This window comes from Pseudomonas corrugata (genome assembly GCF_050920615.1).
Classification (GTDB): Bacteria; Pseudomonadota; Gammaproteobacteria; order Pseudomonadales; family Pseudomonadaceae; genus Aquipseudomonas; species Aquipseudomonas corrugata.
Window position 1 is genome coordinate 5,051,253 of record NZ_CP130434.1, and the last position, 21,711, is coordinate 5,072,963.

19 protein-coding genes are annotated in these 21,711 nt (G+C 60.1%); 15 read left to right on the forward strand and 4 right to left on the reverse strand.

The annotated features are described in order from the left end of the window. Positions 1–20: 20 nt before the first annotated feature. Positions 21–1,187: a PLP-dependent aminotransferase family protein gene (locus QZH45_RS22490; protein WP_024779648.1), complete on the reverse strand. Its 1,167-nt coding sequence runs from the start codon at positions 1,185–1,187 to the stop codon at positions 21–23. An 82-nt stretch (positions 1,188–1,269) separates the two neighbouring features. On the opposite strand from QZH45_RS22490, the gene QZH45_RS22495 reads away from it, so the two are divergent. From QZH45_RS22495 to QZH45_RS22515, 5 genes are all read left to right on the forward strand, one after another. Continuing rightward, positions 1,270–1,716, forward strand: coding sequence for a MarR family winged helix-turn-helix transcriptional regulator (locus QZH45_RS22495; protein WP_024779647.1), 447 nt, complete (start codon positions 1,270–1,272; stop codon positions 1,714–1,716). Positions 1,717–2,036: 320 nt separating this feature from the next. Further along, positions 2,037–3,386, forward strand: coding sequence for an NCS2 family permease (locus tag QZH45_RS22500; protein WP_024779646.1), 1,350 nt, complete (start codon positions 2,037–2,039; stop codon positions 3,384–3,386). 63 nt (positions 3,387–3,449) lie between these two features. Next, complete coding sequence (locus QZH45_RS22505) at positions 3,450–4,079, forward strand: LysE family translocator (protein WP_024779645.1); 630 nt, start codon at positions 3,450–3,452, stop codon at positions 4,077–4,079. 96 nt (positions 4,080–4,175) lie between these two features. Beyond that, a complete protein-coding gene (locus tag QZH45_RS22510; RefSeq protein WP_024779644.1) occupies positions 4,176–7,901 on the forward strand; it encodes a calcium-binding protein in 3,726 nt (1,241 codons plus the stop codon). A 254-nt stretch (positions 7,902–8,155) separates the two neighbouring features. After that, positions 8,156–9,649: a hypothetical protein gene (locus tag QZH45_RS22515; protein WP_050593878.1), complete on the forward strand. Its 1,494-nt coding sequence runs from the start codon at positions 8,156–8,158 to the stop codon at positions 9,647–9,649. Between the two features lie 93 nt (positions 9,650–9,742). Here QZH45_RS22515 and uraH read toward each other — a convergent pair whose 3' ends face one another. After that, positions 9,743–10,096: a hydroxyisourate hydrolase gene (uraH, locus tag QZH45_RS22520; protein ID WP_024779641.1), complete on the reverse strand. Its 354-nt coding sequence runs from the start codon at positions 10,094–10,096 to the stop codon at positions 9,743–9,745. Between the two features lie 410 nt (positions 10,097–10,506). Here uraH and puuE point away from each other — a divergent pair, with 410 nt between their 5' ends. The 6 genes from puuE to QZH45_RS22550 all read left to right on the forward strand — a co-directional run bounded on the left by puuE (position 10,507) and on the right by QZH45_RS22550 (position 16,045). Next, a complete protein-coding gene (puuE, locus tag QZH45_RS22525) occupies positions 10,507–11,433 on the forward strand; it encodes an allantoinase PuuE (protein WP_024779640.1) in 927 nt (308 codons plus the stop codon). Next, complete coding sequence (gene uraD, locus QZH45_RS22530) at positions 11,430–11,945, forward strand: 2-oxo-4-hydroxy-4-carboxy-5-ureidoimidazoline decarboxylase (protein WP_024779639.1); 516 nt, start codon at positions 11,430–11,432, stop codon at positions 11,943–11,945. Before puuE ends, uraD begins: the two co-directional genes overlap by 4 nt. A 63-nt stretch (positions 11,946–12,008) precedes the next feature. Next, complete coding sequence (gene alc / locus QZH45_RS22535) at positions 12,009–13,004, forward strand: allantoicase (RefSeq protein ID WP_024779638.1); 996 nt, start codon at positions 12,009–12,011, stop codon at positions 13,002–13,004. A gap of 137 nt (positions 13,005–13,141) precedes the next feature. After that, positions 13,142–13,645: an ureidoglycolate lyase gene (locus tag QZH45_RS22540; RefSeq protein WP_024779637.1), complete on the forward strand. Its 504-nt coding sequence runs from the start codon at positions 13,142–13,144 to the stop codon at positions 13,643–13,645. A 52-nt stretch (positions 13,646–13,697) separates the two neighbouring features. Beyond that, entirely contained in the window at positions 13,698–14,999 is a 1,302-nt protein-coding gene (locus QZH45_RS22545) for a urate hydroxylase PuuD (protein ID WP_024779636.1), read from the forward strand. A 260-nt stretch (positions 15,000–15,259) separates the two neighbouring features. Next, on the forward strand, positions 15,260–16,045 hold the full coding sequence (locus QZH45_RS22550; protein WP_024779635.1) for an outer membrane protein OmpK: 786 nt from the start codon (positions 15,260–15,262) through the stop codon (positions 16,043–16,045). Between the two features lie 481 nt (positions 16,046–16,526). Here QZH45_RS22550 and QZH45_RS22555 read toward each other — a convergent pair whose 3' ends face one another. Together QZH45_RS22555 and QZH45_RS22560 are read right to left on the reverse strand one after the other, a co-directional pair. Next, entirely contained in the window at positions 16,527–17,687 is a 1,161-nt protein-coding gene (locus QZH45_RS22555; RefSeq protein WP_053190641.1) for a patatin-like phospholipase family protein, read from the reverse strand. A 36-nt stretch (positions 17,688–17,723) separates the two neighbouring features. Next, on the reverse strand, positions 17,724–18,656 hold the full coding sequence (locus QZH45_RS22560; protein ID WP_053190639.1) for a lipid A biosynthesis lauroyl acyltransferase: 933 nt from the start codon (positions 18,654–18,656) through the stop codon (positions 17,724–17,726). Between the two features lie 118 nt (positions 18,657–18,774). On the opposite strand from QZH45_RS22560, the gene minC reads away from it, so the two are divergent. The 4 genes from minC to QZH45_RS22580 all read left to right on the forward strand — a co-directional run bounded on the left by minC (position 18,775) and on the right by QZH45_RS22580 (position 21,594). Continuing rightward, positions 18,775–19,512 (forward strand): septum site-determining protein MinC, encoded by a 738-nt coding sequence (minC, locus tag QZH45_RS22565; protein ID WP_024779632.1) that lies wholly within the window; start codon positions 18,775–18,777, stop codon positions 19,510–19,512. 201 nt (positions 19,513–19,713) lie between these two features. Then, the gene (gene minD / locus QZH45_RS22570) at positions 19,714–20,526 is read left to right on the forward strand and encodes a septum site-determining protein MinD (RefSeq protein WP_024779631.1); all 813 of its coding nucleotides are present in this window, start codon (positions 19,714–19,716) and stop codon (positions 20,524–20,526) included. Next, the gene (gene minE / locus QZH45_RS22575) at positions 20,526–20,780 is read left to right on the forward strand and encodes a cell division topological specificity factor MinE (protein ID WP_007960071.1); all 255 of its coding nucleotides are present in this window, start codon (positions 20,526–20,528) and stop codon (positions 20,778–20,780) included. The genes minD and minE overlap by 1 nt, the downstream gene beginning before the upstream one ends. A 178-nt stretch (positions 20,781–20,958) precedes the next feature. After that, positions 20,959–21,594, forward strand: a complete 636-nt coding sequence (locus QZH45_RS22580) for an RluA family pseudouridine synthase (protein ID WP_003204542.1) — start codon at positions 20,959–20,961, stop codon at positions 21,592–21,594. Positions 21,595–21,711: the final 117 nt, after the last annotated feature.

Consider the following 21,711-nt stretch of genomic DNA (forward strand, 5'->3'; position numbering starts at 1 on the left):
TCACCACAAGACCCACCGCCTCACGCCGCCTCGGCAGCCAACGCTGCCCGCACCACCCCTGCCAGCCGCCTCAACCCTTCATCCAGCCGGGCCGGATCGATGTGGCTGAAGTTCAAGCGCAAGTGCCCCGGGTGCTGGTCCGGCTCGGGGAAGAACGGTTCTCCCGGCATGAACGCCACATCCGCTGCCAGCGCGGCGGCGAGCAACGTACGGGTGTCCAGCGGCTGCTTGAGGGTCAACCAGAAAAACAGCCCGCCCTGGGGTATGTTCCAGTCCGCTATGTCGGAAAAATGCGTGTGCAGCGCAGCCTGGAACCGGTCGCGACGATCCCGGTAAAAATCCCTTAGCTCGCTGAGGTGGCTGCGGTACTTCTCGCTGCCGATCCATTGCAACGCCTGCCATTGGCCGATGCGATTGGTGTGCAGATCCGCCGATTGCTTGAGGCGCAACAGGTGCGGGAACAGGTCCGGGCTGGCAATCAGGTAGCCCACCCGCAGCCCCGGCAGCAGGGTTTTCGACACGGTGCCGGTGTAGATCCAACTGGCTTTCTTCAAGCGACTGACAATCGGCGTGGCGCTGCCGCCGTCGAAGGTCAGTTCGCGGTAGGGTTCGTCTTCGATCAGGGTCACACCGAACTCATCCAGCAGTGCCGCCACCGCGTCGCGCTTGGCCTCGCTGTAGCGCACCGCCGACGGATTCTGGAACGTGGGGATCAAGTAGATGAACGCCGGTCGATGCTGTTCCAGGCGTGCCCGCAATTGCTTCAGGTCCGGGCCATCGGCCTGCAGGGGGACGGTGATGCAGTCGGCGCCGAACAGCTGGAAAATCTGCAGCGCCGCCAGGTAGGTCGGTGCCTCCAGCATGATCTCGGTGCCGACGTCGATGTGCAGCTTCGCCGCCAGGTCGAGGGTCTGCTGCGAGCCGCTGACCACCAGCACCTGACTCGCCTCACAAGCCAGGCCCAGCGCCCGTGCCTGCGCCGCCAAGGCTTCGCGCAGGACCGGTTCCCCTTCGCTCATGCCGTATTGGCCCATGGCCAGGGGCATGGCGTCCCACTCCACCTTCGGCAGCATGGCTTCGGCGGGCAGACCGCCGGCGAACGACATCACCTCAGGGCGTTGGGCCGCTGCGAGGATTTCTCGAATCAAAGAACTTTTGAGGCGCGAGACACGTTCGGAAAAAGCCATGGGGGGCACCTGTAGCGAGGCATTAGGGAAATAAGTCAAACTGCTTGACCGAAATTACTCCGACCCTTCTGGATACGTCAATATGCTTGACCTTAAAAATCCGACTTCCCAGCAGATGGCCATGGAAGCGTTTTTCTTCGGCTACCAGGCGTTCACCGCCAAGGCCGATGAAATGCTCGAGCGCCGTGGGTTGAGCCGGGTGCATCAGCGCATCGTTTTTTTCGTCGCCCGGTATCCGTCCCTCAGCGTGAAGGAATTGCTGGCCCTGCTGGGCGTCACCAAACAAGCCCTGAACATGCCGCTGCGGCAACTGATGGAAATGCATCTGGTCAACAGCGTCGCGTCCGAGACCGACAAGCGTAAGCGGCTGCTGGAGTTGACCGCAGAAGGGGCACGATTCGAACAGGCGTTGCGGCGCGAACAGGTGAAATTGCTGGAGCGGGTGTTTGCCGAAGCCGGGGAAGCGGCGGTGAATGGGTGGCTGGCGGTGAACATGGCGCTGGGCAAGGGTCAGGTATCCGCCGACTGATATCAATTCAAGTCATGCATGGCCTGAGCTATCCATCGCGAGCAAGCTTTGCTCCCACAAGATGATCCGTATCTGTGGGAGCAAGGCTTGTCCGCGATAGCGCCCTCCCAGGCGATATATCCATATCACCAAACATTTCGTCGACAAAACAGAAAACATTATTTGCTTTATTTGTATACAAAAGCATAATTCGCTTCGTGCGAGTTCCTGACCAACAGGTCAACAACTTCGCCAGCCTTACCTGCCTCAAAGCGCGCGAGTCTCCCCCGCAAGGCCTGCGACGCTGGAAATAACAATAAAACTGTTGAGGAGTACTCGCTGTGGAAAGCCGCAAACCCGAAGCCCGGACGCTGGACCTCTCGCCGCCATCAAGCAATGGCTGGCTGGAGCGCATCTTCAAACTCAGCTTGCATGGCACCACGGTGAAGACCGAGCTGATCGCCGGCCTGACGACCTTCATCACCATGGCCTACATCATTTTCGTCAACCCCAACATCATGGCCGACGCCGGCATCGACCACGGCGCGGCGTTCGTCGCCACCTGTATTGCCGCAGCCCTCGGTTGCCTGTTGATGGGCCTGTATGCCAACTGGCCGGTAGGCCTGGCACCGGGCATGGGCCTGAATGCCTTCTTCACCTACACCGTGGTCGGCACCATGGGCTACAACTGGGAAACAGCGTTGGGCGCGGTGTTCATTTCCGGCGTGCTGTTCATGATCCTGACCCTGTCGCGGGTTCGTGAGTGGCTGCTCAACAGCATTCCGGTGAGCTTGCGGTTCGCCATGGGTGCAGGGGTCGGGTTGTTCCTCGGACTGATCGGCCTGAAGACCGCCGGAATCATCGTCGACAGCCCCGCCACCCTGATCAAGCTCGGCTCGTTGCGCGAACCCGGCCCGCTGCTCGCCGCCGTGTGCTTCCTGATGATCGCCGTGCTCAGTTATCACCGGGTGTTCGGCGCGATCCTGATCAGCATCATCGCCGTGACCCTGGCCGGCTGGGGCCTGGGCCTGGTGCAGTACAATGGTGTGATGTCGACGCCGCCGAGCCTGGCACCGACCTGGATGGCGATGGATGTGGCCGGCGTGTTCAACGTCAGCATGATCAGCGTGGTGCTGGCCTTCCTGTTCGTGCACATGTTCGACACCGCCGGCACCTTGATGGGCGTGGCCCAGCGTGCTGGCCTGGTGAAGCCCGATGGCCGGATCGAGAATCTTTCCCGCGCCCTGAAAGCCGACAGCGCTTCCAGCGTATTCGGCGCCATGGTCGGCGTACCGCCGGTGACCAGTTACGTGGAAAGCGCTGCCGGTGTCGCGGCGGGAGGCCGGACAGGGCTTACCGCGGTGACCGTCGGCGTGCTATTTATTGCCGCCATGTTCTTCGCACCGCTGGCGGGGATGATCCCCGCTTATGCCACGGCCGGAGCCTTGATCTACGTCGCCATGCTGATGATGGGCGGCATGGCCCATATCGAATGGGACGAGCCGACCGACAGCATTCCGGCCATCGTCACGGCCATCATGATGCCCCTGACCTTTTCGGTCGCCGACGGTATTGCACTGGGTTTCATCACCTACGTGGTACTCAAGGCCGGCACGGGTAAACGCAAGGAAATTTCTGTCAGCCTGTGGGTGCTCTGCGCGATCTTCATCGCCAAGTTCATCTTCTTGTAAGCGACACCGTATCCACCCCGCCTCACCCTTCGGGTGAGGCTTTTGTACATCAGGAGCAAAGCAATGAATCTGGAAACCTGGCTGTTGTTCAGTGGCGCCGCACTGGTGGTGATTCTCATCCCCGGCCCCCTGTCGTTGTTGATGATCGGCAACAGCCTGAACTACGGCCTGCGCCGCTCGTATCCGGCGTTCCTGGGCGGGGTGATCGCCTCGATCTGCTTGTTGAGCGCCTCGGCGCTGGGGCTTGGGGCGTTGCTGCTGGCCTCGGAGAAGCTGTTCAGTGCCCTGAAAATCGTCGGTGCGCTGTACCTGTTCTACTTGGCTTGGCAGAGCTGGCAGCAATCGCGACAACCCTCCCCAGGCGCCGAAGTGCCCCAGGGCGCCGCCGTCCCGCGCTTTCGCGCGCTGTTTGGCCGGGCATTCATGCTGGGCGCCAGCAATCCGAAAGACATCCTGTTCTTCGCCGCGTTCCTGCCGCAGTTCCTGAGCGCCGGGCAACCGTTCCTGCCCCAACTGTTGATCATGATCGCCACCTGGACCGTCCTCGACCTGCTCTGCAAGTTGGCCTATGGCCTTGGCGCCCACGGCGCAGCGCGGTACCTGCGCACCGGTAAAGGCCAGAGCTGGTTCAATCGCATCAGTGCAGGTTTGTTTGGAGGCGCGGGCGCGGCGTCTTTATTGTCCGCCCACTGAGTGGCAAAACCAGGCAACAACCCATCGATATACAGCGCTCAGGAAAACATCTTTCATAGAGGGCCATTCAATCATCGTTGAACAAGGACGTTCACAATGGCCAAGGTTATTCAGCCCTCCTCCGTTTATGCCGAGCACGGCATCGTCATTACGGATATAGGTTTGCACGCCAATGCGCGCACAACCGAAACGCTCGATTTCGAAGTTGCCGATCAATCGCAGCTCAGTTCAGAACTCAAGCAGCGACAGGCGCAACTTGAAGTTGTGGATAAACTTTACGGCCCGTTCCACATCGGCTCTGTGGCCGTCACCCGTTCAGCCCTGAATGCACTCGGCGCAACAACCGACGGACAGCCCCTGAACGGCGAGAATACTTTTTTCCGCATTCCCAATCGCTTTTTCCTGAACTCACTGCAGCTCAACGCCCGTGATATCGAAACCCGTATAACACTCACCCGCGATGCAAACGACTACCGGCTGCCAACGTTGCTGTTCGAAATGGCGAGCCAACGGTCACGCTCCGCGCAATCATTGTTGCGGGAAGACCTTGAGATGCAGGCCGAACCGAGTCGTTATCGGAACACGCTCGAAAGACTGTTGAACGCGGCCCGGAACCTCGACACCCAAGTGCTGGTGCAGCGGTCATCCAGCTGGATCAACCAGGCCAAGAGCCAGATCCTCATTCCCACGGGCCTGGGACTCCAGGCTTTCGGAATCTACAGCGGCCTGCGCGGCCTGCAAGACGCCATCCGGGACAAGGACGCCTACCAGACCCTGTTCAACGGGACCAGCGTGGCCGCCGAGGTGGCGTCCATCGGTGTCGAAGCGCTGGTGACCCGCCAGGCCACCCAGATGATCAAGGCCGGCCAGCGCTCCCTGGAGGATTTCGCCAAAACGACCTTCGCCATCAGGTTGGCGCGTGGCAGTGGCCTGCTTGCCAGCGTGCTGACGCTTCCTTTCGATATCATCGCCGCGGTCGACTCGTTCAAGGCCGCCGCCGGCTCCACCGGCCGCGAGGCCACCGACCACTACGTCAACGCAGCCTTGAGCGTGACCAGTGCCACCATGGCCGTGACCCTTGGCGTCGCGGCGCTGGCAGGGTTTACGTCAGCGGGTCCTGCGGGTCTGGCCGCAGGGCTTATCCTGGTGGTCGGCTCACAGATCTGGGGCGCGATCCGTCAAGTCGATGAAATCGACGACTACCTACAACTCACCGTCCACGAACGCCTTCGCACGGGCTGGCTCGCCTTCTGGACGATCAGCCCCGATGACGATATCCAGGACCGCTATACCGTCGCCAAGGCGGCCGCTGAACATACAAAGCGGCTCCAGGCCAACGCCTTGAACTTGCTCGGGGGGCCGTTGAAAGACAGCACCGAAGCGATCGTAAACGGAAAGTTCACCGTAGAACTCGAACGAGTGACCTACAACACCCGAAGTTGGTGGACCGGCGAAAGGTATCAGGCATCCACTGTGCGTCCCCGGATCAAGGACAGCGATGATTGGTTTGATGCCCGCAGTGGCGTAACGGCTGAGACGCCCGGTGCAGTTATCGGGACGGCGGCAGACCATAAAGGCATCCAATGGTCTATCGGCGGCGGCAATGACACTGTCCTGGGCGTTGAAAACAAGCCAAACGTCTTCCATTACGGGGCAGGCGTCAAGACACTCACCGGTGGCGCAAAAGATGATGTTTTCATTTTTGAAAGGGCGCCAGAGATCGTCGCCAGCAACCAGACGCCCCAACCTAACCGCCTGATGGGTGGCGCAGGCAATGACACGCTGATTCTAGTCGGCGGTGCCAGCGACAGTCAGGAGACGCGCCTGGGTTATCAGGTCGATCTGGCCGCAGGGCAAGTCAGCGTCATCACCCAAGCCCCTCATGGAACAACGAGCGGCGCCTATCGTTCTACTGTCCTTGAAAGCATCGAACATATCGAAATACTTGAGGGCGGAACCAACGTCATCAAAGGAACGGCCGGCTCGAACATCATCAAATCCCGCGGTGACGACTCCATTGAGGCCGGCGCGGGAAATGACCGGATTTTCATCCTCAGTGGCAATAACCGCAACGCAGACGGTGGCCCAGGCGATGATGTCTACGCCATTGCCCATCGGCCAGGCCATGTATCGATCAGCGAAGACGGCGTGGGCAATAGTGTCATCGCACTGGACTGGCGAGCGGATCTGATTGAAAACTGGGCAATTGAGGCCGGCAATCTGGTGATTACCTCCGGGTTCGATTCGAACGACTGGGACGTTCGCATAGTTACGATCAACAACGTCTACAGCGATACCGGGTATCCAAGAGCTCTGCGCAACAGCAAGCTGACTTTTATCACCAAAGATGGTTTCCACTGGCTACCCGACCTGCCCGACAGTATCGAACATGGCAACCGGCTCTCCATCGAAGCCATCATGGTGCAACAAGGAACGCCGCGAAACCCGGCCATCCTGAATGATCGAAGCGAGCAATCAATCGACCACGCCAAAGATACGAGCTATTACGTTTCCCGTCTTATTGAGTTCACTACACTCAAGGTCAAACAAAAAAGTGAATACTCCACCACAGTCCACCTGGACTACGTCCACTCCGAGTTGACACGAATCGAGGCCCATTACAACGCCCACGTCATTCCGGAAGACGAATCGGACACTGTGAAATATGGTGAGTGTGGCCTGACGCTGCACTTTGGCAAGCGCCGGATCGTCCTGAATAACCTGGCAAGTTCCGATGAACGTTATACCGCGCGCAAAAACGCCTCGGGACGACGTGCATTTTCCGCCCTCGGTCCGAATCATACTTTGATCCTGATCATGAATGACGGCTCATCCTATCGTTTGCTCCTGCCCTCCCCCGACTACGGCCTGTTACTGGACAACCAGTTCATAAACAAGGACCCGGTACAATGGAAAACGCCAATATCACTGCCACTCACGCCGACAAAAAAGAAATACGCCTATCTTCAGCCCTTGGATAAAAAGCCCTATTACATGGGTAACCGGGCGACCTGCGCCCTGCTCACTTCAGCCGCCGTACAAGCGGGTGTCGAAGTCCTGATTGGCCAAGGCTCCAGCTACCTTGTCCACTTGGGCACGAACATGACGCTACGTCTCTCCACGCCAGGCGCACTGGCCAGCGCCAACCCCCGCTTACCCCAGGCCTCCTTGTGGGAGTTCGACGCTACACAGCTCGGCCAGGTCGAGATAAAACTGGCATCCAACCTGCTGCAAATCGGTGGAACGGTCATTCATCTGCCCGCTTATGAAGTTGACGACCTTGTGGACCAGATACGCGTTATCACCACACAAGGTGTCGTGTATGCGGTCGACAGCTTGTTCGAGAGCGTTTATGTAGAAGCCCTGGATGGTCGGTATTTTGCGCCCACGCTCGACCCCGATGCAGCGTTGCCCCTGGAACTTTCCAGGTTGTCGTCCGAGCAACTGAGGGTCTTCAATGTTGCCGTCAAGGACGGCACTCCCGGTGCCCTGAGCTATCACCTCAAGACACGCAAGTGGACCCTGGATACAAATAAGTCTCGGGTTATTACGGCGCAGGATCTTAGAAAAACAAACGTGTGTGACCACCATCTCAAGATCTATCAGGAGGTGGCCCGGGAAGGCCTCAGCCAACATCCCCCCTTGGACGACGAGTCACTGCGTTTATTGCGGGAACAATGCACCAAGTTAGTAGAGGGTTTAACGCCGAGCAAGTCGTTGATGCTCGCCCAGGCAATCATCTTGGGGCCGCCATTTGCCAGGGAGTTGCCTTATATGAACTGGATACTCTCGTCGGACAAGGCCCTATCCAACCCGGCATAGCCTCATGCAGGTTTTTTCCAGATATTTAGTTCAAACGCAATATATATATGTAGTGCACCTGCGCGGGCCTTTTCCATGAACATCTTCAAGGCGACGATCAGCCATCTGTTTCAAGTCATATTCATTATTGATATCCAAGAGCCGAACTGCCAATGAGTCCCAGAAAAAACACCCGCCCCAATGTTTCAACTTCGTCCTCCGATACATCCCGCACCAGTCGCGATACAACGCCGGAAAGTTCACCCAGGGGTCCCATGAGGACGGAAGGAACGGACCAGGTATCCGTCTCGCCGTCGGGAAGACACACCGAAGCGTCAGAATCCCAGCCCACGACCTTCCAGGTATTCGAAATCACACAACAGGCGTCCGCCCAAGGTCAGGCCGCCCCGGTGTCGCTGGACAATTATCACCTTTCACCCGAACTGGTCCCCCTGTTATCGGCGCCAGACGCGACCTCTGGCATCCGGACGTTCAGGACACGCACCTACGTCGAGCTGGAAGACGGTGCAACGGTGTTGCTGGGTCGCGATGCCGAACAGAACTACCGGGCCCGATCAAGCACCGAGCTCATCGCCTCCGGACCACGCCTGGAACAAGTGGAAGGCAGTCTCCTGTGGCGACGGGTTCCCCAGCCCATCGAGCCGGGCAGCAGTGACTCCCCCCAGACCATCACCCTCCACAGCCTGTCGGACGATGAACTGTCCGAAGGGCCCGCGCCCAAACGCCAGCGCACGACGTCGCCTCCTCCGCAAAGTGAAGCAGCTGTGCAAGGCCCGGCGGTCTTCAAGCGGGATTGGGCGTTCAAACCCACGCTGACACTGCCCCATTTCATCACCGTGAACGATGTTCACTACAAGGTGATGAGCCGCATGGAAGCTCGAGATTACCCGATCCTCTACATTCAGCCGCCCACTCATCCCGCCTATGATTTCGATGTGCTGGAGGCCATCCTCAGGCATACGCCTGACGAACAGCCCAGGGCTGTCATACGCGTCCCACCGGATAATCACTGGGAGATTGACGCCAGGCTGCCCTTCGAAAAACCCCTGACGGCTTACGTCAGGGACGTTTTCCCGGAGGTCACGACCGTGACCCTGGAAAACATCGCCAGAAAGCAATTCGAGCTGGCCAACAGCTCGACTTACGCCGACGCAGCGGGGCTGACCGCACTCAGGCAGATTTTCCACAGCTGGAAACAAGCCACTCCTTCACCGCACCCGCAATGGAGCGATCCATTATTGATGCTCTCGGTTCTGCCAACCTCTTCAGGCACTACAAGCACCTCGCGCGCGATCGAGCTGCCCTTCCCGTCCACGACGGGCACCTTGAACCGGCTGGACTTCGACCCCATGCGGTTCCGACGACAGTGGGATTACTTCCTCTCGACGTATTCGACGGTGGACTTCAAACGCTTCATGGCCGACCTCCTGAGCCGTCATGGCTATACGGTCATGGAACCCAACAACTTCAACAGTTTTCCGGCATTGGTCTTTCGGCGCACAGGGCATGACTATCTGTTTTTCATGAGCCTGCACCGCACCCGGATCCCGAAGCTGTCCCTGCCCACCCACACCAACCCCAACACGACCGGCATGAACCTGGAAACCCAGGTCGGCGACGCCGCCGCGCAAGCCGTCAAGGACGCCCATGCCGCCAACAAGATCGTCTGGCTCAAGGGCGGCTCCCAGATCCTGCCTGGCCACGCCGACACCGTCTTCATCATCCGGGACGACAATGCCCGGCTGTAACAGGCAGGCAAAAAAAGCCCGCAGTGTGAGCGGGCGAAAAACCAAAGAGGCGCCATGCGCAGGCGCTTCCAGGAGCAAGCGGCTGCCTGGGGGTCAGCTGCCGCGATAGGTTGAATAGGCGTAGGGCGATATCAGCAGGGGCACGTGGTAGTGCTCCTGCTCGGCAGAAATGCCGAAGCGCAACACCACCACGTCAAGGAAGGCCGGATCGGGTAATTGCACTCCCCGGGCGCGGTAGTAATCGCCAGCGTGAAATTGCAACTGATAGACCCCCGAACGGTAGTCCTCCCCTTGCAACAGCGGTGCATCGCAACGGCCATCGCTGTTGGTCGACGCGCTGGCGACGAGGTGCAGTTGCGGGCCTTCCACACGGTACAGCTCGACCTTGATCGAGCTGCCCGGGCAGCCATGTGCAGCATCCAAAACGTGAGTAGTCAAACGTCCCATTGATTGTGCGCGCCTCGCTGCAGGGCAGTCCGGCCCGACGCCTCCTGATCAGTTGAAAGACAAGCCGCACCATTTCAGAGCATGAAACGCTGCGGCGATACGCAAATTAAGACATTTTAAATAGAAATTGTACACAATAAAAAACACATATTTGCCGCGCCCTTTCCCCGCTCGTCCTTAAGCTCGGGTTCCGGCCAAACCAGAGGATACACGGCTCCTCTAATGATTAATTGACCAACCCGGCAGATTTCTTGCAGTGTAGGGCCAGCCAGGGGTGCGGTGAAAAATGCAAAAAATCAGGCTTACAAATCGCGCATAAAGTTGTATACAATCAACCCATCGCCGTGACGCCAGCTTTGCTTCATCGCCCGGGCGCCACCTACATGGTACGAACAAGAAGGAAGACTGCAGTGAGCGCTGACTATCCACGCGACCTGATCGGTTACGGCAGTAACCCTCCCCATCCCCACTGGCCGGGCAATGCCCGCATCGCCCTGTCCTTCGTGCTCAATTACGAAGAAGGCGGCGAGCGCAACATCCTGCATGGCGACAAAGAGTCCGAAGCGTTCCTTTCGGAAATGGTCGCGGCGCAACCGCTGCAGGGCGAGCGCAACATGAGCATGGAGTCGCTGTACGAGTATGGCAGCCGCGCCGGTGTCTGGCGGATCCTCAAGCTGTTCAAGGAATTCGATATCCCGCTGACCATCTTCGCCGTGGCCATGGCCGCCCAGCGTCATCCGGACGTGATCCGTGCCATGGTCGCCGCCGGTCATGAAATCTGCAGCCACGGCTATCGCTGGATCGACTACCAATACATGGATGAAGCCCAGGAGCGCGAGCACATGCTCGAAGCGATCCGCATCCTCACCGAAATCACCGGCGAACGCCCGCTGGGCTGGTACACCGGCCGCACCGGTCCCAACACCCGCCGACTGGTGATGGAAGAAGGCGGTTTCCTCTACGACAGCGACACCTACGACGACGACCTGCCCTACTGGGAACCGAACACCCCCAACGGCAAGCCGCACCTGGTGATCCCGTATACCCTCGATACCAACGACATGCGCTTCACTCAGGTGCAGGGGTTCAACAACGGCGACGACTTCTTCCAATACCTCAAGGATGCCTTCGATGTGTTGTATGCCGAAGGCGCCGAAGCCCCGAAGATGCTTTCCATCGGCCTGCACTGCCGTCTGATCGGCCGTCCGGCCCGCCTCGCCTCCCTCAAGCGTTTCCTCGAATACGCCAAGAGCCATGAGCAGGTCTGGTTCAGCCGTCGCGTCGACATCGCCCGCCACTGGCAGCAGACCCACCCGCATTCTGGAGCCTTGAAATGACCGCATTCCAGACCCTCAAGCCGTCGACCTTGAGCCGCGAGGCGTTCGTCGACGCCTTCGCCGACATCTACGAACACTCGCCATGGGTCGCCGAGAAAGCCTTCGACCTGGGCCAGGACCCGTCGATCGACGAGATCGAAACCCTGCACCAGCGCATGAGCGACATCCTTTTGAGCGCCGATCACGCCAGCCAGTTGGCCCTGATCAACGCTCACCCGGACCTGGCCGGCAAAGCCGCCGTGCAGGGCCAATTGACCGAAGCCAGCACGAACGAACAGGCCGGCGCCGGTATTCACCAATGCACGGCCGAAGAGTTCCAGCGCTTCACCGAGCTGAACGACGCCTACAAGGCCAAGTTCGAGTTTCCCTTCATCATGGCGGTAAAAGGCAGCAACCGGCATCAGATCCTCGCGGCTTTCGAAACCCGCATCCATAACCCGGTGGACACCGAGTTCAAATGCGCGTTGGCGGAGATCAACAAGATCGCGCTGTTCCGACTACTGACCCTTTAGCGAGCAGCCTGAACGAGGCCAGCAAGCATCCCCAGCCAACTTATTTAAAGGCAGACAAGAAGAATGAAAGCTTACGCCGTACCTTTCGAGAAGTTCGTCAACCTGGCCGACGCCCGTCTCGGCACGAAGATCATCTCCGTCACCGACGACTGGTTCGCCGACGCCAACCGCCTGTTCCAGCCAACGCCGGCCGTATGGAAGGAAGGCGTGTTCGATGACAATGGCAAGTGGATGGACGGCTGGGAATCGCGTCGCAAGCGCTTCGAAGGCTACGACAGCGCCGTGATCCGCCTGGGCGTAGCGGGATCGATCAAGGGCGTGGACATCGACACTTCATTCTTCACCGGCAACTACCCACCGTCGGCGTCCCTGGAAGCCTGCTTCCTGACCGAAGGCGAGCCGGACGACGACACCCAGTGGACCGAAGTGCTGTCTGCCGTCGAACTGCAAGGCAACAGCCACCACTACCATGAAATCAGCAACAACCAGGCCTTCAGCCACTTGCGCTTCAACATCTACCCCGATGGCGGTGTGGCCCGGTTGCGGGTCTACGGCATTCCGTACCGCGACTGGTCGGCCGTCGGCGACAACGAACAGATCGACCTGGCCGCAGCCCTCAACGGTGGCCGCGCCCTGGCTTGCTCCGACGAGCACTTCGGGCGCATGAGCAACATCCTCAACCCGGGTCGTGGCGTCAACATGGGCGACGGCTGGGAAACCGCCCGGCGCCGCACGCCGGGCAACGACTGGGTCATCGTCGCCCTGGGCCATGCCGGCGAGGTCGAGAAAGTGATCGTCGATACCCTGCACTTCAAGGGCAACTACCCCGACAGTTGCTCGATCCAGGGCGCCTTCGTCAAGGGCGGCACCGACAGCCAGATCGAAACCCAGTCGCTGTTCTGGCGCGAGCTGCTGCCAAGCCAGAAACTGGAAATGCACGCTGAACATACCTTCGCCGAGCAGATCAAGGCCCTGGGCCCGATTACCCACATCCGCCTGAATGTGTTCCCGGATGGTGGTGTGAGTCGCCTGCGGGTATTGGGCAAGGTCGCGAAGTGACACGATGATCGTTCCCACGCTCTGCGTGGGAATGCATACGGTGACGCTCTGCGTCGCAAAGCGGACGCAGAGCGTCCGGTGAGGCGTTCCCACGCAGAGCGTGGGAACGATCAAATCAAGAGATTAAGAAGACCAGCATGCGCACACTCAAGATCGAACCCTTGACCAAAGAAGCCTTCGCCCCCTTCGGTGACGTGATCGAAACCGACGGCAGCGATCACTTCATGATCAATAACGGTTCGACCATGCGCTTTCATCGCCTGGCGACGGTTGAAACCGCCACGCCGGACGACAAGGCGATCATCAGCATCTTCCGCGCCGACGCGCTGGACATGCCGTTGACCGTGCGCATGCTGGAGCGCCATCCGCTGGGCAGCCAGGCGTTCATTCCGCTGCTCGGCAACCCCTTTCTGATCGTGGTCGCGCCACTTGGCGATGCACCTGTATCAGGCTTGGTCCGCGCCTTCGTCACCAACGGCAGGCAGGGCATCAATTACCATCGCGGCGTCTGGCACCACCCGGTGCTGACGATCGAAAAGCGGGATGACTTCCTGGTGGTTGATCGCAGTGGCACAGGCAATAACTGCGATGAGCATTTCTTCGAAGAGGATGAGTGTTTGATCCTCGATCCCCACCAATAAGAGAAGCGTCCGATCACGCGAGAACAAGCGTGACGGGCGAGAGGTAACGACTGTGGAAGCACATTTGCTGGAATGGCTGAACCTGAGTATCCGCTGGGTTCATATGATCACTGGCGTGGCCTGGATCGGCGCGTCGTTCTATTTCGTCTGGTTGGAAAACAACCTCAACCGCGTCAACCCCAGGAGCGGCCTGGCCGGAGACTTGTGGGCCATCCACGGCGGCGGCATCTACCACCTGGAAAAATACAAACTCGCACCGCCGTCCATGCCGGATAACCTGCACTGGTTCAAGTGGGAAGCCTATTTCACCTGGATGTCGGGTATCGCGTTGCTGTGCGTGGTGTTCTACTGGAACCCGACGATCTACCTGCTGGCTCCCGGCAGCAGTTTGAGCGGGCCCGAAGGCGTTGCCCTGGGCATCGGTTCGTTGTTCGTCGGCTGGTTCGTCTATTCCTTTCTCTGCGACTCGGCCCTGGGCAAGCGCCCCGCCCTGCTCGGCGCGATCCTGTTCGCCCTGCTGATTGCCGCGGCCTACGGGTTCAGCAAGGTGTTCAGCGGTCGCGGTGCCTACCTGCATGTCGGGGCGGTCATCGGCACAATCATGGTCGGCAACGTGTTCCGCATCATCATGCCGGCACAGCGTGCGCTGGTCGCCGCCATCGCCGAGAACCGCACACCCGATCCGGCGCTGCCGGCCAAGGGCCTGCTGCGCTCGCGCCACAACAACTACTTCACCCTGCCCGTGCTGTTCATCATGATCAGCAACCACTTCCCGAGCACCTACGGCAGCCAGTACAACTGGCTGATCCTCGCCGGGATCGCAGTGGCGGCGGTGTTGGTGCGTCATTACTTCAACACCCGCCACGACAGCAACCGGTTTGCCTGGACGCTGCCGGTCGGCGCCCTGGCAATGATCTGCCTGGCGTATGTCACCGGGCCCAAGCCCGTGTCCACCGCCCCGGACGTGGCCAAGGCTCCCGCCGCCATCGAGTACCAACCGCTGCCGGAAACCGCCGTGGGCGGTGGCGCCAAGCCGCAAACCGCGCCGGCACAGCCTGCCGCAGCACCTGCCCAGGCCGCCAATGCCCAGGGCCCTTCGTTCGAGAAGGTGCACAGCGTGATTCAGGAACGCTGCTCGGTCTGCCATTCGGCCAAGCCCACCAGTCCGCTGTTCAGTGCGGCTCCGGCCGGGGTGATGTTCGATACGCCACAGCAGATCCAGCAACAGGCCGCGCGCATCCAGGCCCAGGCCGTGGCCACCCAGATCATGCCCCTGGGCAACATCACCCAGATGACCCAGCAGGAACGGGACCTGATCGGCGCATGGATCACCCAAGGCGCGCAGACCAACTGAGTGACCCTGTGCGGTCTGATTGAACCCGTTACGCACACTACCCGCTGACAGGCGACCGGTCGCCTGTCAGCGACTCCCTGCATCTCGACAAACAGTGCCCCAGACAGTTGAACGAGCTTTTCGGGAACCTCTCCAGGCTCGCTCACCCGTATTTGCCACAAGCAAAAACCTGACCGAACGGATGTTTTATCTGGAGAAAAAGGCGCCACACCAGAGCGCTGACAAAAAAAGCGGTACCACCTACCTTGGGAGCAAACCGAATGAAACGCACGTGCACCAGCCTGATACTCGCAGGATCCTTGCTGGCCGGCGGCCAAGCCATGGCCGACGATCTGTTCCAATGGCAGAACAACAGCCTGACCTACCTCTACGGCAAGGATTTCCAGGTCAACCCACGCATCCAGCAGACGGTGACCTTCGAACACGCCGACGCCTGGAAATACGGCGACAACTTCTTTTTCCTCGACCGGATCTTCTACAACGGCAAGGAGGACGGCCAGTCGGGGCCGAACACCTACTATGGCGAATTCAGCCCGCGCCTGTCGTTTGGAAAGATTTTCGACCAGAAGCTGGAAGTAGGTCCGATCAAGGACGTGCTGCTGGCGATGACCTATGAATTCGGCGAAGGCGACAACGAGTCCTACCTCGTCGGCCCTGGCTTCGACCTGGCGATCCCTGGCTTCGATTACTTCCAGCTGAACTTCTACAACCGCCACACCGAAGGCCCGCGGGCTGGCGACAACGTCTGGCAGATCACCCCGGTCTGGGCGTACACCATCCCCGTGGGCTCATCCGACATCCTGATCGACGGCTTCATCGACTGGGTGGTGGACAACGACAGCAATGCCAAGGGCAGCTCCCACGCCAATCTGCACATCAACCCGCAGATCAAGTATGACCTGGGCAAGGCCCTGAACCTGGGTGCCAAGCAGCTGTATGTGGGTGTGGAATATGACTACTGGAAGAACAAGTACGGGATCGAAGACAGTGATGGGTTCAAGACCAACCAGAGCAATACGAGCTTCTTGCTGAAGTATCACTTCTGATTACCCACCTTGATCCTGGATACACAGAGATTCTTGTGGGAGCTGAGCTTGCTCGCGATAGCGGTGGATCAGGCTAGGTAAGTGCTGGATGTACCGCCGTCATCGCGAGCAAACTCGGCTCCCACGGGGTTATGGGTGGGTTGAGATTTCACGTTCGCCATAGATCCCTTGTGGGAGCGAGCCTGCTCGCGATGGCGGTGGATCAGGCTAGGTAAGTGCTGGATGTACCGCCGTCATCGCGAGCAAGCTCGGCTCCCACGGGGTTATGGGTGGGTTGAAATTTCGCGTTCGCCATAGATCCCTTGTGGGAGCTGAGCTTGCTCGCGATAGCGGTGGATCAGGCTAGGTAAGTGCTGGATGTACCGCCGTCATCGCGAGCAAGCTCGGCTCCCACGGGGTTATGGGTGGGTTGAAATTTCACGTTCGCCATAGATCCCTTGTGGGAGCGAGCCTGCTCGCGATGGCGCCGGGTCGGCTTTCATCACCCTCGGGCCAACCCCAGGAACCGGCTCAGTTCATCGCGCTGGGCCAGCGCATCCTGGCGACCCAGCTCGATCAGTTCGTTGCAATACCCCGCCTCGAACAGCAGATAGCTCAACACTCCGGCGCCGCTGGTCTTGGTTGCGCCCGGCCCGCGCAGGAATAACCGCAGCGCACGGGGCAGTTCCTGGCGATGGCGGGCGGCAATTTCATCAATCGGTTGGCTCGGCGAAATCACCAGCACCTCCACCGGCGCCGCGCCCAGGGAGTGGGCCGGCACGTCATCGGGCAGCAAGTGACTGAACCCGTTCAGACGCTGAAGCAACTCGATATCGCTTTCCAGACTGTCGATGAAGGTACTGTTGAGCAAGTGCCCACCGATCTGCGCCAGGGTCGGTTGCAGACCGGTATAGCTGCGCGCCACCGGCTCCGCGGCAGCGGGTCCACGGGGGTTGCCGCTGACGCCGATGACCAGCACCCGGTTCGCACCCAGGTGTAACGCCGGGCTGATGGGCGCCGATTGGCGCACCGCGCCGTCGCCGAAATACTGCGGGCCGATCTTGACCGGCGCGAACAGCAGGGGAATCGCCGAACTGGCCATCAAATGCTCGACCGACAGCACGGTCGGCACGCCGATCCGACGGTGCCGCAACCAGGCGTCAATGGTCCCGCGCCCCTGGTAGAACGTCACGGCCTGGCCGGACTCATAACCGAACGCAGTCACCGCCACTGCACGCAATTGGTGCTCTGCGATGGCCTGCGCGATACCCGAAGCCTGGAACTGTGACTCAAGCAAATCACGCAGCGGGGAGCTGTCGATCAGCGCCACCGGCAACCTGGTGCCCAGGCCCAACAAGCTATGGCCAAGGAAACGTCTCGCCTGGGCAATAACCCCCCACCAGTCGCTGCGCATGACCTGATGGCTTCGCACGGCCTGCCAGAACGCGGTCAACCGCTCGATGGCCGTTTTGAAGTGCATCGCCCCGCTCGCCAGGCTGACCGCGTTGATCGCCCCCGCCGAGGTGCCGACGATCACCGGAAACGGGTTCTGCGCCTCGTCCGGCAACAATTCGGCAATCGCCGCCAATACCCCCACCTGATACGCCGCCCGAGCCCCGCCGCCGGAAAGAATCAAACCTGTCACCGGTTCAGCTGGGATCATCGCAACACTCCGTGCTCATGGATGGGAACTACTGGCTCAACCGCGCTTGTCGTACAGCTTCGGTTCGCCCGGCGGACGACTCTTGAAACGCCGGTGGGCCCAGAGGTATTGCTCGGGGCAGTCGCTCACCGACTGCTCCACCCACCGATTGATACGGATGCAGTCGGCTTCCTCGGTCTCACCTGGAAAATCCTCCAACGACGCCTGGATCACCAGGCGATAGCCACTGCCATCGGCCAGGCGCTCCTGGACGAACGGCACCACCAGCGCCTTGCCGAGACGGGCGAACTTGCTGGTGGCGGTCACCGTTGCCGCCTGGATGCCGAACAATGGCACGAACACACTCTGCTTGGCGCCATAATCCTGGTCCGGTGCATACCAGATCGCCCGGCCGGCACGCAGCAACTTGAGCATGCCACGTACATCTTCACGCTCCACCGCCAGGGAGTCGAGGTTGTGCCGTTCACGGCCCCGGCGCTGGATGTAGTCGAACAGCGGATTCTTGTGCTCACGGTACATGCCATCAATGGTGTGCTGCTGGCCGAGCAAGGCCGCGCCGATTTCCAGCGTAGTGAAATGCAGGGCCATCAGGATCACGCCCTTGCCATCGCGCTGGGCCTGCTTGAGATGTTCCAGCCCTTCCACATGAGCCAGCTTGGCCAGCCGCGAACGCGACCACCACCAGCTCATGGCCATTTCGAAGAAGGCGATACCGGTGGAGGCAAAGTTTTCCTTGAGCAGACGCTTGCGTTCAGCCGCGGACTTTTGCGGAAAACACAGCTCCAGGTTGCGGCTGGCGATGCGCCGTCGGTCGCCGGCCACCCGGTACATCAGCGCCCCCAGGACACGACCGACCCGCAACAGCAACGGGTAAGGCAACTGAACGATCAGCCACAACAGCCCCAGGCCGCACCATAGCAGCCAGAAACGCGGGTGAAAAAAGGCACTTCGAAAACGCGGGCGATCCATTACAGCTTCCATAAAGACATGGGCCGCGCATTCTACATCGTTCGACCCGGCTTGCGGCTCGCGGACGATCTCGTTATAAGTCTCGGCACTTTTAGTGACAAGCCGTTGTACGCCGACCATGAGCCAAACCGAACCGCTAGACCAAGATCCCGTGTTCCAGCTGAAGGGCAGCATGCTCGCCATTACGGTGCTGGAGCTTGCCCGTAACGACCTGGAGGGCCTTGACCGGCAGCTCGCGGCCAAAGTCGCCCAAGCGCCGAATTTCTTCAGCAATGCCCCGCTGGTGCTGGCCCTGGACAAGCTGCCGGCCACCGAAGGCTCGGTGGATCTGCCGGGGCTGATGCGCGTTTGCCGCCAACACGGCCTGCGCACCCTGGCTATCCGTGCCAGCCGCATCGAGGACATCGCCGCCGCCATCGCCGTGGACATTCCGGTGCTACCACCATCCGGCGCCCGGGAGCGCTTGCTGGAGCCGGCGCCGGCCGAAGCGATAAAGAAACCGGAAAAACCACCGCAGCCAGAGATCAAGCCGACCCGCGTGATTACCTCGCCCGTGCGCGGCGGACAGCAGATTTATGCCCAGGGTGGCGATCTGGTAGTAGTGTCCTCGGTCAGCCCGGGGGCGGAACTTCTGGCCGATGGCAACATCCATGTATACGGTCCGATGCGCGGCCGCGCGCTAGCCGGCGTCAAGGGCGATACGAAAGCCAGGATCTTCTGTCAGCAATTGAGCGCTGAACTGCTCTCCATCGCCGGGCAGTACAAGGTTTCCGAGGATTTACGCCGCGACCCGCTGTGGGGGGCTGGCGTCCAGGTCAGCCTGTCGGGCGACGTGTTGAACATCATTCGGCTTTAACGGATACTGCCGCATTTTCCAAGCATCTCTAAAACGTAGCGAAAACGGCTAAAACGACGTAGGAAAAAGGATCAGGCAGCGTTTACCGGAGGTAAACCCGGCCCAGCACCCTATTCCAGCCAAGCCTGTCCAATTGCAGCCGTTTTCAAGAGATGTTTTTCAGGGACTGACAAAGTCCTTTTTCCTTAGGGGTGAAACACCTTGGCCAAGATTCTCGTGGTTACATCCGGCAAGGGTGGTGTGGGTAAGACCACCACCAGCGCCGCTATCGGTACCGGTCTCGCGCTGCGCGGCCACAAGACTGTCATCGTCGACTTCGACGTCGGCCTGCGTAACCTCGACCTGATCATGGGTTGCGAGCGACGCGTGGTCTATGACTTCGTCAACGTCGTCAATGGCGAAGCGAACCTGCAACAGGCCCTGATCAAGGACAAGCGCCTTGAGAACCTCTACGTCCTGGCCGCCAGCCAGACCCGCGACAAAGACGCGCTGACCCAGGAAGGCGTGGAAAAAGTCCTGATGGAGCTCAAGGAACAGTTCGAGTTCGTGGTCTGCGACTCCCCGGCCGGTATCGAAAAAGGTGCCCACCTGGCGATGTACTTCGCTGACGAAGCGATTGTCGTGACCAACCCGGAAGTGTCCTCGGTACGTGACTCCGACCGCATGCTGGGCCTGCTGGCGAGCAAATCCCGTCGCGCCGAGAAGGGCGAGGAGCCAATCAAGGAGCACCTGCTGATCACCCGCTACCACCCGGAGCGCGTGGAAAAGGGCGAAATGCTCGGTGTCGAAGACGTCAAGGAAATCCTCGCGGTACGCCTGCTCGGCGTGATCCCGGAATCCCAGGCGGTGCTCAAGGCCTCCAACCAGGGCGTCCCGGTAATTCTCGACGACCAGAGCGACGCCGGCCAGGCCTACAGCGATACTGTCGACCGCCTGCTGGGCAAAGACCTGGAACACCGGTTCCTCAACGTCGAGAAGAAGGGATTCTTCGAGCGCCTGTTTGGAGGTAGGTAATGAACCTTTTTGACTTCTTTCGTGCCAACAAAAAGCCCAGTACCGCCTCGGTCGCGAAAGAGCGTCTACAGATCATCGTGGCGCACGAACGCGGCCAACGCAGCACCCCGGACTACCTGCCCTCGTTGCAGAAGGAACTGGTCGAAGTGATCCGCAAGTACGTCAATATCGGCAACGATGACGTACATGTCGCACTGGAAAGCCAGGGTAGCTGCTCGATTCTGGAACTCAATATCACTCTGCCGGATCGCTGATCGATCCAGCAGGAGCCACGGCGGCTCGGGCCTCGCCCTATGTGGGAGCGGGCTTGCTCGCGAAAGCGGTAGTTCGGACACATTGTCATTGAATGTGCCGCCGTCTTCGCGAGCAAGCCCGCTCCCACACAGGGACAGGCCCGAGCCGCCGTTGGCGTTTGTACCGAGACTGTTTTCAATGCCCCTGTCCAACATCCGCATCATTCATCAGGACGCCGCCGTCCTGGTGGTCGACAAGCCGACCCTGCTGTTGTCCGTGCCCGGCCGGGCCGACGACAACAAGGACTGCCTGATCACCCGCCTGCAGGAAAACGGTTACCCGGAAGCACGAATCGTGCACCGATTGGACTGGGAAACGTCCGGAATCATCCTGCTGGCCCGGGATCCAGACACCCATCGCGAACTGTCCCGACAGTTTCATGACCGGGAAACCGAAAAGGCCTACACCGCGTTGTGCTGGGGTCAGCCGGAGCTGGACAGCGGTAGCATCGATCTGCCCCTGCGCTACGACCCGCCAACCAAGCCTCGTCACGTGGTCGACCATGAGCACGGCAAGCACGCCCTGACCTTCTGGCGCGTGCTGGAACGTTGTGGCGATTGGTGCCGGGTCGAACTGACGCCCATCACCGGACGCTCACACCAATTGCGCGTGCATATGTTGTCCATCGGCCATCCGCTGCTGGGTGACGGCCTCTATGCCCACCCGCAGGCCCTGGCCGCCTGGCCTCGCCTGTGCCTGCACGCCAGCATGCTCAGCTTTACCCATCCGCAAAGCGGCGAGCGCCTGCGCTTCGAGTGCCCGGCGCCGTTCTGAAGGATTGCGGTGCTCTCATCGCGAGCAGGCTCGCTCCCACAGGCATTTGCGCTGAACACAGAATTTGTATTCGACGAAGATCCCCTGTTGGAGCGAGCCTGCTCGCGATGACGGCGG